The sequence below is a fragment of the Brevibacillus sp. 7WMA2 genome, from assembly GCF_010748895.1.
Taxonomy (GTDB): domain Bacteria; phylum Bacillota; class Bacilli; order Brevibacillales; family Brevibacillaceae; genus Brevibacillus_B; species Brevibacillus_B halotolerans.
This window is the reverse complement of record NZ_CP048799.1, coordinates 1,757,224-1,770,921: the sequence shown is the minus strand read 5'-3', so window position 1 is coordinate 1,770,921 and position 13,698 is coordinate 1,757,224. Positions and strand designations below refer to the sequence as shown.

Annotated in this window: 12 protein-coding genes; 9 read left to right on the top strand and 3 right to left on the bottom strand. The window is 41.1% G+C overall.

From position 1 onward, the window contains the following. Positions 1 to 28 precede the first annotated feature (28 nt). The gene (locus tag GOP56_RS06475; protein WP_003340471.1) at positions 29 to 1,744 is read left to right on the top strand and encodes an ABC transporter ATP-binding protein; all 1,716 of its coding nucleotides are present in this window, start codon (positions 29 to 31) and stop codon (positions 1,742 to 1,744) included. An 82-nt stretch (positions 1,745 to 1,826) separates the two neighbouring features. Further along, the gene (locus GOP56_RS06470) at positions 1,827 to 2,876 is read left to right on the top strand and encodes an NAD(P)/FAD-dependent oxidoreductase (RefSeq protein WP_163245134.1); all 1,050 of its coding nucleotides are present in this window, start codon (positions 1,827 to 1,829) and stop codon (positions 2,874 to 2,876) included. A 188-nt stretch (positions 2,877 to 3,064) separates the two neighbouring features. Here the strand turns inward: GOP56_RS06470 and GOP56_RS06465 are convergent, their stop codons facing one another. Both GOP56_RS06465 and GOP56_RS06460 read right to left on the bottom strand, forming a co-directional pair. Further along, on the bottom strand, positions 3,065 to 4,717 hold the full coding sequence (locus GOP56_RS06465) for an AraC family transcriptional regulator (RefSeq protein WP_163245131.1): 1,653 nt from the start codon (positions 4,715 to 4,717) through the stop codon (positions 3,065 to 3,067). Between the two features lie 131 nt (positions 4,718 to 4,848). Then, positions 4,849 to 5,874 (bottom strand): ABC transporter substrate-binding protein, encoded by a 1,026-nt coding sequence (locus tag GOP56_RS06460; protein WP_163245129.1) that lies wholly within the window; start codon positions 5,872 to 5,874, stop codon positions 4,849 to 4,851. A 274-nt stretch (positions 5,875 to 6,148) separates the two neighbouring features. Between GOP56_RS06460 and GOP56_RS06455 the strand changes: the two genes are divergently transcribed. After that, a complete protein-coding gene (locus GOP56_RS06455) occupies positions 6,149 to 6,838 on the top strand; it encodes a helix-turn-helix transcriptional regulator (RefSeq protein WP_163245128.1) in 690 nt (229 codons plus the stop codon). A 17-nt stretch (positions 6,839 to 6,855) separates the two neighbouring features. Beyond that, positions 6,856 to 8,151 (top strand): L-cysteine desulfidase family protein, encoded by a 1,296-nt coding sequence (locus GOP56_RS06450; protein ID WP_163245125.1) that lies wholly within the window; start codon positions 6,856 to 6,858, stop codon positions 8,149 to 8,151. Between the two features lie 96 nt (positions 8,152 to 8,247). Here the strand turns inward: GOP56_RS06450 and GOP56_RS06445 are convergent, their stop codons facing one another. After that, complete coding sequence (locus tag GOP56_RS06445) at positions 8,248 to 8,952, bottom strand: YjjG family noncanonical pyrimidine nucleotidase (RefSeq protein ID WP_163245123.1); 705 nt, start codon at positions 8,950 to 8,952, stop codon at positions 8,248 to 8,250. A gap of 198 nt (positions 8,953 to 9,150) precedes the next feature. Here GOP56_RS06445 and GOP56_RS06440 point away from each other — a divergent pair, with 198 nt between their 5' ends. The 5 genes from GOP56_RS06440 (at position 9,151) to tlp (ending at position 13,679) form a co-directional block, all read left to right on the top strand. Next, positions 9,151 to 10,485, top strand: a complete 1,335-nt coding sequence (locus GOP56_RS06440) for a CoA-disulfide reductase (protein ID WP_163245121.1) — start codon at positions 9,151 to 9,153, stop codon at positions 10,483 to 10,485. Positions 10,486 to 10,518: 33 nt separating this feature from the next. Next, the gene (locus tag GOP56_RS06435) at positions 10,519 to 10,899 is read left to right on the top strand and encodes a RidA family protein (protein ID WP_022586805.1); all 381 of its coding nucleotides are present in this window, start codon (positions 10,519 to 10,521) and stop codon (positions 10,897 to 10,899) included. A 159-nt stretch (positions 10,900 to 11,058) separates the two neighbouring features. Then, positions 11,059 to 11,628 (top strand): DNA-3-methyladenine glycosylase I, encoded by a 570-nt coding sequence (locus GOP56_RS06430; protein ID WP_121474450.1) that lies wholly within the window; start codon positions 11,059 to 11,061, stop codon positions 11,626 to 11,628. A gap of 345 nt (positions 11,629 to 11,973) precedes the next feature. Next, entirely contained in the window at positions 11,974 to 13,161 is a 1,188-nt protein-coding gene (locus GOP56_RS06425; RefSeq protein ID WP_254068634.1) for a hypothetical protein, read from the top strand. A gap of 305 nt (positions 13,162 to 13,466) precedes the next feature. Beyond that, positions 13,467 to 13,679 carry a small acid-soluble spore protein Tlp gene (gene tlp / locus GOP56_RS06420; RefSeq protein WP_068792460.1) on the top strand — a complete coding sequence of 71 codons (213 nt, stop codon included), beginning with the start codon at positions 13,467 to 13,469 and terminating at the stop codon, positions 13,677 to 13,679. Positions 13,680 to 13,698: the final 19 nt, after the last annotated feature.

Genomic DNA, 13,698 nt, shown 5'->3' with positions numbered 1-13,698 from the left:
GACAAAGAAGGGGGCTTTATTGAAAAATATGATAAAACGTTTCTTTGCCTATTATGTTCCTTATAAGAAATTGTTTATGCTGGACTTTGGCTGCGCGGTCTTTGCTGGTTTATTAGAGCTTTGTTTCCCACTTGCAGTTAATTATTTTGTTGACGATCTGTTGCCAGGCGGGAAATGGGATATTATTTTATGGGCATCGCTTGGTTTGCTAGGCATTTATGCCTTGAATACTTTTTTACTCTATATTGTCAACTATTGGGGTCATACGCTGGGTATCAACATTGAGACTGATATGCGTAAGAAACTATTCGATCATATACAGAAGCTGTCGTTTCGTTTTTTTGATAACAACAAAACAGGCCATCTGATGTCGAGATTAACCAATGACATGAATCAAATTGGCGAGATGGCCCATCATGGACCAGAAGATTTGTTCATAGCGCTGATGACCTTGATAGGTTCCTTTACGTTAATGTTACTGATCCATTGGAAACTGGCTGTGTTTACCTTTGTGGTCATTCCGATCATTATTTGGTTTGTTGTTTACTTTAACAAAAAAATGACCGAAGCCATTCATCAATTGTTTACTGATATTGGAGATTTTAATGCGCGAGTAGAGGACAATGTTGGTGGCATTCGTGTTGTGAAAGCTTTTTCAAATGAGGAGCATGAGAAAAAGAAGTTTGCCGTAAATAATAGTAGATTTCGTGTAACGAAGCTAGTCTCCTATAAGCTTATTGCCAAAAATGGATCGATTAGTTATATGATGATGCGATTTATAACAGTTTTTGTGATGGTTTGCGGCACATGGTACGTCATTAATAATGAACTTACGTACGGTGAATTTATCGGCTTTTTGCTCTTAACCAATGTCTTTTTCCGACCAATTGAGAAAATTAACTCGATCATTGAGAGCTACCCGCAAGGATTTGCCGGATTCAAACGGTACGTTGAATTGCTAGATACGGAACCCGACATCATGGATGCACCGCATGCAGTTGAAATGGGAGCATTTAGAGAGGCAATCCGATTTGAAAATGTTTCGTTTGGGTATGAGAATCAAACAAAGGTACTAAATAACGTTCAGTTAACCATTAACAAGGGAGAGACAGTGGCCTTTGTGGGGCCATCTGGGGCGGGGAAAACAACCCTGTGCAGCTTACTCCCGCGCTTTTATGAAGTACAAGCTGGAAGAATTGTGATTGACAACGTGGACATTCGCAATCTTAAGCAAGAATCCTTACGCAGACAAATTGGGATTGTACAGCAGGACGTATTCCTATTTTCGGGGACCATTCGTGAAAATATCCTATACGGAAAGCTACATGCCACAGAGGATGAGATATGGGAGGCAGTTAAAAGAGCAAGGCTTGATGAATTTATTCTGGCTCAACCAGATGGATTGGATACGGCCATTGGAGAGAGGGGTGTTAAGCTTTCAGGAGGACAGAAGCAAAGGCTCTCCATAGCCCGCATTTTTATAAAAAATCCACCAATTCTAATTCTTGACGAAGCCACCTCTGCATTGGATACGGAGACGGAGGTTGCTATTCAGCAGGCGTTGACCGAGCTGTCAGAAGGAAGAACTACGCTAGTGATTGCTCATCGTTTAGCAACGATTAAAAATGCTGATCGAATCGTAGTAGTAGCGGATCAGGGAATTATCGAACAGGGAAGTCACCAACAGTTACTATCGGTGGGAGGCATATACAGTAGACTGCATGAAGCACAGTTTGGTACGTAAAGATTCTATTATTTCTTCAATATCTGTTTGCTACCCGATTTATGTGTGGGACGAAAATGACTAGAAGGTTGGAGATAGGGATATGACTGAACAGTTAGAGCTATATGATGTAACGATTATTGGAGGAGGCCCGGCTGGGATGTATACCGCTTTTTACAGTGGTATGCGTGATCTAAAAACAAAATTGATCGAGGCAAAGCCGGAGCTTGGGGGGCGGATGCTCATTTATCCAGAGAAAATGATCTGGGATGTTGGTGGTATGACACCGATTCTGTGTGAAAAATTAATCGGACAATTGGAACAGCAGGCTAGAACATTCGACCCAACAATCGTACTAGGCCAACAAATTACGGGGCTTTCTCGCCAAGAAGACGGAACGTTTACTCTTACGGCTGCAACTGGTGAGAAGCACCATACGCGCACCATTATTCTAGCAATTGGGTACGGTATATTGACCATGCAAAAGCTAGAGATTGAGGGAGCCGACCGTTACGAGGTCACAAACCTACATTATACCGTTCAAGAATTAGAGGTGTTCCGAGGCAAGCGAGTGCTTATTTCGGGTGGCGGTAACTCTGCCGTAGACTGGGCTAACGAATTAGAACCAATTGCTGAAAAAGTAACGATTGTCCACAGACGTGATCAATTTGGAGGACATGAAAAAAACGTTTCCATTATGAGAGAATCTTCTGTCGATATCCGGACACCTTATGCAGTTACACAGCTTCATAGTAATGGAGAGAGCATAGAGCAGGTAACGATTACTCATATGGAAACAGAAGAGACCGAGCGTATCGAGGTGGATGCTGTGATCGTTAATCATGGACTCAAATGTGATTATGGACCGCTAGTCGAATGGGGACTAGAAATGAAGGATGAGCTGGCGGTTGTGAATGGAAAGCTGGAAACCAATATACCTGGTATTTTTGCGGCTGGTGATTTCATCAATTATGATAGTAAAGTTCGGCTAATTGCTGGGGCATTTACGGACGGAGCACTTGCTTTGAACAGTGCAAAGCTGTATATAGACCCAGAGGCACCAAAAGTGGCATACGTTTCTTCGCACAATATTCGCTTTAAAGAAAAGAACAAGCAACTGGGACTGGATGATGATAATTATCGCAACGTATGATAATTGAATTTTCAGCTATGCTTGGAGGATAGTTACACGGGAAAACATTTGAATCATCTTGTAAACAGAAAGCAGATAGACACCAATAGGGAGTGTCTGTCTGCTTTTTGATGTATCGACAAAAAAGTACTGCTAAGCAATCAGGTCAATTCGTATGATTAATGATACGGCTAAAAAACTAGAGCTAACTACACAATGAGCTGGGGGAGAGTTTCCAGCAACCACTCTCTTGTCATCGCATCTGCATAATTCCATCTCTCTGCTTCTGCCAGATATACGTATCCATTGCGAACCGCCGGGAGGCTTTTCCATAAAGAGGTGTCCATTAATGCAGCGGTAGCTTGTCTAGACTCTGAATTAGTGGATAAAAGCATGAAAATCCGATCACCAGCATATTGTGGCAAGTCTTCCTCCGAGATTTCCATAAAACCTGAACCTGAATCCAGGATTTCTTGTATTTTGGGTACTGGTTGAAAGCCCAGCGGATGATAAAGTGCTGATGAAAGACCTGTAGTCCCCATGACATACAAATGCTTGCCATGTTCATAGAGAAAGACGGAGGCGGTTTCTCCGGGGGTTATTTTTGAACGTAGCTGCTGCCACATGCTAGTAGCTTTTGTATCATACCAGTCTAACCATTTTTGTGCCTCTTTCTTCTTATCTAATATTTTGCCGAGAGTTTGAATACGTTCAGCAAGTGGCGCAAATGAATTAAAAGTAACCGTAGGGGCAATTCGGGAAATTTTTTTATATTCATTTTCGTCAGCATTAGCGAAAATAATCAAATCCGGCTTGAGAGCCATCGTTTTTTCAGGATTAATAGGCAAGCCGATATCTTGTACTTCAATTCCCCGATCTTTATAGATGGGGTGATCCACTAAAACATAACCTCCACCGACAGCCTTCACGCCTAAAGCTAGCAAATCCCCATATGTTTCGCCATGATAAATGATGCGTTTTGGATGTGTGGGAATATTAACCTCATGACCTGTCCAGTCCTTAATAGCCTTCCCACGCCGCATCATCAGAGCATACTGCTTCGGAGCAATCCCCGTCATTTGGCGAAAGCGGCGGTTGAAATAATACTCATCTGAAAACCCGACTTGGGAAGCAATATCGCGCAGGGGACTGTTGGTATGAGTTAATAATTCCTTCGAATGGTTAATGCGTAGCTCGGTTAAAAAGTCTAATGGTTTCTTCCCTGTTAATTCCTGAAAGATCGTTGTGTATTTCCAAGGAGCTACATGAGCTAGCTGGGCAAGCTGTTTAACTGTAATGTTGTCCATATAGTTTTGTTTCATATAATGAATCGTGTTTTCTACCGAGAGAGTGGAATGAAACGACTGATTATAATGAAGCGTATGTTCAAACAGAAAGCCTAGCAAATCCTGAAAATAAAGATGCTGTTTAAACCATTCAAGCTCGGAAGAATGGCCGTTTCCCGCATATAACGCTTCGGCGAGACGATGTAAACGTGAGAATGGGTATACCGCTATTTCCTGTTTGTCAGGTAGAATGTTGCCAGAATAAGAGGTATGCTGGGATTCACCTATTTGAATTACGGTAAACGTAATCTGATAGAATTGAATTTCACTATCGTATCCATTTTCAATCTGAACCTTACTCCCTGGGGGAAGGGAATAGCATTTTTCAGGCAATAATTGAAAGACGTCCGTGCCGATATGTATGGTGCCCTTTCCCTTACTAAAAATGAAAAGGGTATGATAATGAGAGGTTTCCATTTCGGACTTCCATCCTACTGGCTTACTAATCATCTCAATAGCTGACAGATGAAAAAGCAAGGAACGGAGTGGAACACAAGTAGATGTAAGCTGAGTCATTCTGTTCTCCTCCTCTTTGGTGATAATTATTATCAGTTGTGTTTCATTGTATAAAAAGAAAAGAAGCTTTTCAATCATCTTTGAAAAGCTTCTTCATGTATTTTATTCACATACTTTTAAGGAAGACCACTTTATTTTTTTAGTAGCTTAGGTAATTTTTCTACCAGCCATTCTCTTGTTAAAGCGTCACTACCTGATTTCACGATGTCAAGGGAATAGACATGCCCCTGTTTTACGGCAGGTAGCTCCTTCCACATTGCTGATTGTAGTAAATCCTCTGTAGATCTTTTTGCTTCATCAGCGATAGGAGTGAGGATAAAAATCCGATTACCGGCATATTTCGGCAGAAGCTCCATAGAAATTTCTTTAAATCCAGTATTATTGTTTAAAATTTCTTGAATTGGTGCGGTTGGTTTAAAGCCATTTGGCTGGTATAGCACTTGTGAAAGCCCTGTACTTGCCATAACAAATAACCGATTGCCGGGATAATAGGTGAACACAGAAGCAGTCTCGTCATTTCCTAACCCATTTTTGTGCAGCTCATCCCACATTTTATCAGCTTTGGCATGGTAATCAGCCAGCCATTCTTTTGCTTGCTGCTCTTTCCCAACGATACTGCCTAATAAAGTGATACGCTCGTCTAACGGTGCGAAGGTATCGAACATAACTGTAGGCGCGATTTTAGAGAGCTGTGCATATTCCTTCTCGTCTGTACTTGCAAGAATAATTAAGTCTGGTTCAAGACCCAACGCTTTTTCAAGATTGATCGGAAATCCAACATCTACAGTATGTTGTTTGACTTTATCTTCATAAACGGTGTTTGAAAAGAATTTGGAGGATGTACCAACAGCATTTATCTGTAGGGCCAATAAATCACTCAATGTTTCTCCATGATAAATAATGCGTTGTGGTTCAACAGGAATATCCACAGAATGCCCCTTATAATCTGTAAATTTTCGAGTAGAAACAGTTGTGCCTCTCGTATCCTGCTTCGTAACATCAGAAGAGGTAGGTGGTGTATTTGTTTGATTGATTTGCGTCGAATGTTGCTCTGTACTGCTTTTTTGCACTTCCGAAGGGCCGCCACACCCCGCTGCAACAGCTCCAATCATCGCAATCATACACAAATTTACGACATTTTTTCGGACTTGGATCATGATATACGTTCCTCCAGCATATGTACATATTATTTCGAAAGTAATGATTATCATTATCATATACTAAAAGAATCATAAAGGATGATTTATAGTAACTCAATGGACAAACCTAAGATGCGTATTTTATTTTGTGCAAAAGTGAGAAGGGGAAGTGTATTTACAGCATCTTCAAACAGTTTTGAGGATCAAAATATGTAGAAAAAATATTATTGTGATGATAAAATCTTATTATCTTTTTTAACGCTAACAATGATGGAAAACGGAGAAATACAGCATGCAGAATACAGCAGTTCTACAGATGTATGTTCCACTTGTCTCCTTTATCGCCTCCATTCTTGGCAAGCATTCAGAGGTAGTTTTACATGACTTGTCTCAGCAGGAAACCTCTATTATCGCAATTGAGAATGGGCATATTAGTGGAAGAAAAGTAGGAGACGCACCGACGAATCTGGTGCTACAGGTACTACAGGATAAGACCTATTTAAAAAAGGAATTTATTGCAAACTATAAGGCATACGGTAAAAATGGGAAGGTTTTTCGCTCATGGAGCTATTTTATTAAGAATCAAGCCAATGAGCTAATCGGTGTGCTGTGTGTTAATTCGGATGTGGAACATTTTGAAAAAGCAAAAGAGTGGATCGATAGCTTTTTACACATCGAGGAGCAGCCGCAAGAGGTAGAGCATACAGGACGCAGAGATGCAGAACACCTGCCGGAGCATCTGCATGGTCAGGCAGAGGATGTACTTGCTAGTATGATCCACCATACGATGATGGATCTACCAACACCACCGGAGCGGATGACGGTACAGGAGAAAATGGAGATTGTGAAAAAATTGTACCATCAAGGTGCTTTTCAGTTAAAAGGCGGGGTACATGCGATTTCCAAGCAATTAAAATCCTCAGAACCAACTATTTACCGGTACTTGCAAAAAATCAAGGAAGAAGAGAAGGATTTACTTTAACGAAAAGGAAGACGGCTATGAGAGATATGAGCAAAAAGATTGTACAGCTATTAGAAAAAGAATTGGTTGTTGCTCTTGGGTGTACGGAGCCTGTAGCTATTGCTTGGGCAGCCTCTGTTGCTAAAAGTTATCTGGAAGCCGCCATTACCTCTATTGATGTAACAATTAGTGCGAATGTGATGAAAAATGCTATGGCAGTTGGAATACCTGGCATGAAACAAACCGGGATTGATTTTGTGGCTGCATTGGGTGCTTTGGCAGGCGATCATGAACGAAAGCTAGAAGTGTTGAAGAATGTAGGACCCGAATTTGAACAACAGGCACTTGAATTCGTTGAAGTTGGCAATGTCACGATTCAGTTAGCAGACACGCCCAAAAAGTTATATATTGAAGTCACTGTCCACTCGTCCTCTGATTATGCCAAAGTAATCATCGAAGATATGCATACAGAAATCAGACGGATTGAAGTAAATGGAGCTACTATATTTGAAAAGGAATGCGACTACTATCATGAGCAGGGCGGGCAAGAAAAAGACATATGTGATACCCTCACGCTAGATAGTATCCATCAATTTGTTATGGAAGTGTCTCTTGATGAGTTGACTCTGGTCAAGCAAAGCATTGAGCTAAATCGAGCAATCTGCATGGAGGGACTAAAAAACAACTACGGATTACAGGTTGGTAAAATCCTCAAGGATAATGTTGCCAAGGGATTATTGTCCGATGACTTAATTACGCATGCCATGTCAGTAACAGCCGCAGGTTCAGATGCAAGGATGGCTGGGATTATGTTACCTGTAATGTCCAATTCAGGCAGTGGGAATCAGGGAATTTCCGTAACGATGCCAGTGGTTGCGGTTGCAGATAAATTGGGATCATCCGATGAACAGATGATTCGAGCCGTTACCTTTAGCCATTTATTAGCTATTTGGATTAAATCAAAATTTGGCAGATTATCTGCATTATGCGGAGTAACGGTTGCGGGAGCTAGCGCGGCTGCGGCGATTACGTATCTACTCGGTGGTAATCTTAATCAAATTTCTTTTGCCATTCAAAATACGATTGGGAATGTAACAGGTATGCTTTGTGATGGGGCAAAAGCAGGCTGTGCAATGAAAGTGTCTACTTGTACAGGTGCAGCCGTACAATCTGCCTTGTTAGCGTCACAGGGGATCGGGGTACCTGGAACAAATGGAATTATTGATGATGGCTTAGAAAAAACGATCGACAACTTCTGCCGTCTAGGCAATGAAGGCTCAGGTAAAATGGATGAGCTGATGCTAGAGATGATGGTTAAGAAGCAAAAGAAATAAATAGGCCCTATCATGTAATCTAAGGTGGTTAATGTGACAAGATATGGATTACATGATAGGTTTTTTATTGTATAGAGATTTCGTTTTGAATCAAATTTAGAGGATGGCCGAGTTGATTCTAACGATTTGATATAGTTCTTCAAGCTTTTGGATTTGATAAGTTGGCACAAATTCCGTATGATTTGGCTTCATGCCAGGATTGAACCAGCATGTGTCAAGCCCGGCTAGCTGACCGCCTTTTATATCCGCGTTTAAAGAATCCCCGATCAGTAAGCCTTTTTCAACAGAGAAATTAGGGATTTGGGCAAAAACATAATCAAAATATTCTTTCATAGGCTTCTGAAACCCAGTGTCCTCCGAAACATAAATACCCTTAAATAGTGGATATAATCCGCTATCACGTAAGCGTCTATACTGAGTCTTGGAAACACCATTTGTCACAATATATAAGTCATAATGCTTGTGAAGCTTTGTTATCAATTCCAAGGCCCCATTCATAAGCTGGTGCCCCTCTTCTAAATAGCTGCGATAGCTCTGCTCCAATAAGACTCCATCCACCTCTTGATCATATTCCTTGAATAGAATGGAAAAGCGTGTGTTTATGACCTCATCTCGACCTATTTTCCCTTCCTCAAAGGCTCTCCATAGACCCTGATTTATGTGCTGATAATGCGCTTCGATCTCAGGCGTTAAAAGAAGGCTTTGATCCTTAAAAAGTAATTGTAGGGCTGAGCGTTCTGCTGCACCAAAGTCTAGGAGTGTATCATCTACATCAAATAACAGGGTTTGATAATTTTTCAAAAAATTTCCCCTCGTTTTCTTATTCATTATTTTTTAGTATAGCACTTTTTATTTCAATATTTAAAAAATCATCTTACCAGATATAGGGGTAGAACAAAGAAATACATGGATGCACTCAACCTTAGGTGGCAATGCTAGCTGTTAGAATCCCTTTGAGCCTAGATAAAGAACCTATTACAAACAAAAGGAGAGCCGCGGATGAAAATTATCATTATTGGTGGAGTTGCAGCGGGTATGAGTGCAGCAGCGAAAGCAAAGCGAATCCATGCAGATGCAGAGATTGTAGTCTATGAAATGACCGAAGAGGTATCGTTTGGCGCATGTGGTTTACCCTATTTTGTAGGAAATTTTTTTGAGAATCCCAATCAAATGATTGCCCGTACGAAGGAGCAATTTGCCGATTCGGGAATTATCGTGCATACGAAGCATCAGGTGATGGCACTACATCCACAGTCCAAAACCATCCGAGTAAGGTCATTAAAAACGGGCCTGGAGTTTGGTGATCAATATGACAAGATTATGATTGCTACAGGAGCGTCTGCGGTTATACCACCGTTTGATAACAAAGACCTTGTGAACATTTTCACGCTAAAAAGTATGCAGGATGGTGTAGCTCTAAAAGAAAAGGTCATGAAGCCTGAATACAAGCAAGTAGTGGTCATCGGCGGGGGCTATATTGGAATGGAAGTCGTGGAAGCTATGCTGCATGTAGGGAAAGAGGTGAGGTTATTTCAAGCAGATAGCCGAGTTCTTCCTGAAACATTTGATGAAGAAATCACCGATATCATGACTGATGAAATTCTTCGTAAAGGTGTACTTTTACATACAAAGGAACGTGTGCAGGGGTTTGTCGGAGAAATAGAAGTAGAGGGGGTTATAACGGATCAAGGTCAATATCCGGCTGATCTTGTCGTGATAGCCACTGGTGTGCGTCCGAACACGGGGTTTCTTACAGATACAGGGATTACGATGCTGGAAAATGGCGCGCTTGTCATTAATGGGCATGGAGAGACTTCTCTTCCAGATGTTTATGCCGCTGGGGATTGTGCAACGGTCTATCATTTGGTCAAAAAACAAGAAGTCTACATTCCGTTAGCTACCACAGCTAATAAGCTAGGGCGAATTGTAGGCGAAAATCTAGTGGGTCTCAATAGTCATTTTCCCGGAACATTAGGCTCTGCCTGCATAAAGGTACTAGATTTGGAAGCGGGGCGTACAGGACTTTCAGAAAAGGAAGCAAAGGAGCTAGGGCTCTCCTATAACACAATCCTAATTCGTGACAAAAATCAGACCAATTATTATCCTGGTCAGGTAGACATTCATGTTAAACTGATTTATGATGCAGAGACAAAGGTCATTCTTGGTGGACAAATCGTTGGGAAACAAGGAGCTGTCCTGCGAGTTGATGTGCTTGCAGCCGCTATTTACAACAAGCTGACAACAGAAGAGTTAGGAATGCTTGATCTATGTTACTCTCCACCGTTTTCACGAACATGGGATGTACTTAATATAGCGGGGAACGTAGCAGAATAAGCAAAGAGAAGAAAATCTAGGGGAGGATCAATTATGAACAGACAAGTTATTCATACCGAAAAAGCACCTCAAGCGATTGGACCATACTCACAAGCAATTAAAGTAAATGGCATGGTGTATACTTCAGGTCAATTAGGGTTTAAGCCAGGTACGGCAGACCTATTTGAAACAGTGGAAGAGCAGACCCATCAAGCGATGAAAAATTTGCAGGCTATCTTAGAAGAAGCGGGGACAAGCTTAGAGAAGGTAGTAAAAACGACTGTATTTGTTCAGGATTTGAACGACTTTGCTAAAGTGAATGAGGCTTATCATACATATTTCCAACAAGACGCTCCTGCACGTAGCTGCGTACAAGTTGCTGCCTTGCCTAAAGGCGCACTAGTTGAGATTGAAGCGATTGCAGTCGTTGAGTAAGGATAGTGTAGTAGATTAATAAGGAAAAGCATCTTTGCAGATCTTGAGCAAGGGTGCTTTTTTAGCATTACATCTTGCTTACAGGTTTAACATTCGATATGATAGGTTTACAGAAAAGGAACGTTTGTTCGGTGAGTAATAATTAAGGAGGAAAAGCAGATGAATAGATGCGGTTGGGTAAATCAAGACCCCTTGTATATTGATTATCATGACAAAGAATGGGGCGTCCCAGTCTATGATGATCGGTTACTCTTTGAATATTTAAATTTGGAAGGGGCTCAGGCAGGACTTAGCTGGTACACCATTTTAAAAAAGAGAGAGAATTATCGTCTAGCCTTTGACCAATTCGAGCCATCAAAAATTATTGCCTACGATGACAAGAAAATAGCAGAACTAATGAATAATGAAGGGATTGTAAGAAATAAGCTTAAAATACAGGCTGTCATTACCAATGCCAAGGCTTATTTTGATGTTGTAAATGAATTTGGATCGTTTAGCACATACATATGGTCATTTGTAGACGGAAATCCTATCCAAAACCATCCTTCTAGTCTACAAGACGTTCCGGTAACTACAGAAATTAGTGACAAACTAAGTAAGGATCTGAAGAAGCGAGGGTTTAAGTTTGTAGGTTCTACCATCTGTTATGCCTTTATGCAGGCTGTTGGAATGGTAAATGATCACGTTGTAGACTGTCATTGCTATCGTAAGCAAGTGGCCAGAGAATAATGAAAGCCGTACTTCCTGTTAGGATGGATAATCATATATCCATCTAGTAACAGATGCAACTATTTAGTGAAAATTCGATCAAATTGTGCTCTGATAAGAGATTCTCTTTTATAATGAAAGAAGAGAGGGGGACTTGCATATGTTGAATAGAGAAGAGCTGGCGGGAGTAGGTGTAATGGGGTACGGCATTGTTTCTAGTGAATGAGAGTGCGGAAAAACTAGCCACTCATTTGATCCGGTTGAAATATGCTCCTAAAAGGCATTTAATCTACTACAGACAACATGAATCTGTATAAAGACTTTCAAGATCAAGAGTAAGAACATCAGCGAAATGGGGGAGGCAGGTTGGCTACTTCAATCCAAAAAGGGATGTTTATGTATGCATGGACGGTTTATGAAATCGGCACAGAGCGTATCTTATCTGATATGCAAAGAATAGGATGCGATACGGTGGTACTAAATAGTAGCTACCATCAGGGACGGTTTTTTCAATCCCAAACAGAGCAGTTTCTACAAGTGCCGCACGCAGGAGTATTTTTTAGGCCCGATCCGACACGCTATGGTCGAGTCCAGCCAGTCGTACATCGCTCGTTAGCGAAGGAGGAGTTGTTTCCACGGATGAGGGAAGCCTGTCGGAAGCAAAATATGCACTTTCATACCTGGTGGGTAGGGGTGCATAATTCTGCAATAGGTACCCAATTTCCTGAATTATGTGTACAAAATGTATGGAGGGATAGATTTACATACAGCTTATGTCCAGCTCAGCCAGACGTAAAGGAATATATAGAGGCTTTATTTGAGGATACGTTAATTCAGGTTCAACCAGATCGGATTACGGTAGAAGCAGCCTCTTTTATGATGATGAAGCATGGCGGCCATCATGAGATAAATTTGTTGCATGTAGGTGAAGCGGCTCAATGGTTACTTTCGCTTTGCTTCTGTCCGGCATGTAAACGAATTGCGACGGAGAGAGGTATTGATGGAGATGCTGTACAAGAATTGTCCAAACGCTTGCTACAACCGATGTTATCCAAAGATTACGGACCGCTCCCAGAAGAAGGTAGCCAAATTGCTTATTTGATGCTCTCATATCCTGAATTGTATGCCTATCAACAATCCCGAGAACAAATCACTACAGACCTGATTGCTAGCTTGCATGAAATCGCAGGACGTTATCAGGTAAAAATAGATTACATTCCATCCTCGACACCGTTCTCTGTAAACCAGTCATTTTTAGAAGGAGTGTCGTTACGTAATCTTGCCCCCCATGTCGATCGCTTTGTTCCTTTAATGTATGGTGACCAGACTGACTCCCTGCGATACGGAGTTCAAAATCTACAATTACATGATCCCAAACAGGAGATTGGTGTTGCGCTTTCTCTGCACCATCAACGAACGAAAACAAAGGGAGCTTTGATAGAGAAAGTAAAAGCTGCGGTAGAAGAGGGAGCAAATTGTTTATATTATTATAATTATAGCCTAGTAAATGAAAGGCGCTTGGCTTGGGTGCAGGCAGCCAACGAATCTGTTTAGTTAACTAAGCTAAGATTATCTGGATATATGCCATTTCGGAGGTTTCAGACTCCTTATGATGAAATGGAGAAGCTTGTGATAGATTGAATCACAAGAAGTCAAAAGATGTAAAAACCAATGGCAATATGGCTACGAGGGTGATTACAGAACAAAGTAGGACGTCTAAGATTCGAATATTCGGGCGTTTTAAACCTAAAAACAGGTGTGCAGAAAGCAAGTTATTTCGTAATTGATATGCATAAAATCTCCTTTTTGGAAAAAAATATATGATATTCTAGCAATTTATTTAGGAGGAGAGAATATCTATGGCGAAACCAGACGATCGTTCCGACAATGTTGCAAAGCTAAAACAAATGATTGAAAACACACAGCAAAATATTAGTCAGACAAAGGATTACCTGAAAGCACATGAAGACGAAATCTCCAATAAAGAGCGTTCCGATCTACAAAATAAAAATGCTCGTCGTGAAAACAGTATCGATTCTTTCAGTTCCGAGATTGAAGACGAACTGCAATAAGAAGACATATCCCTTTTGT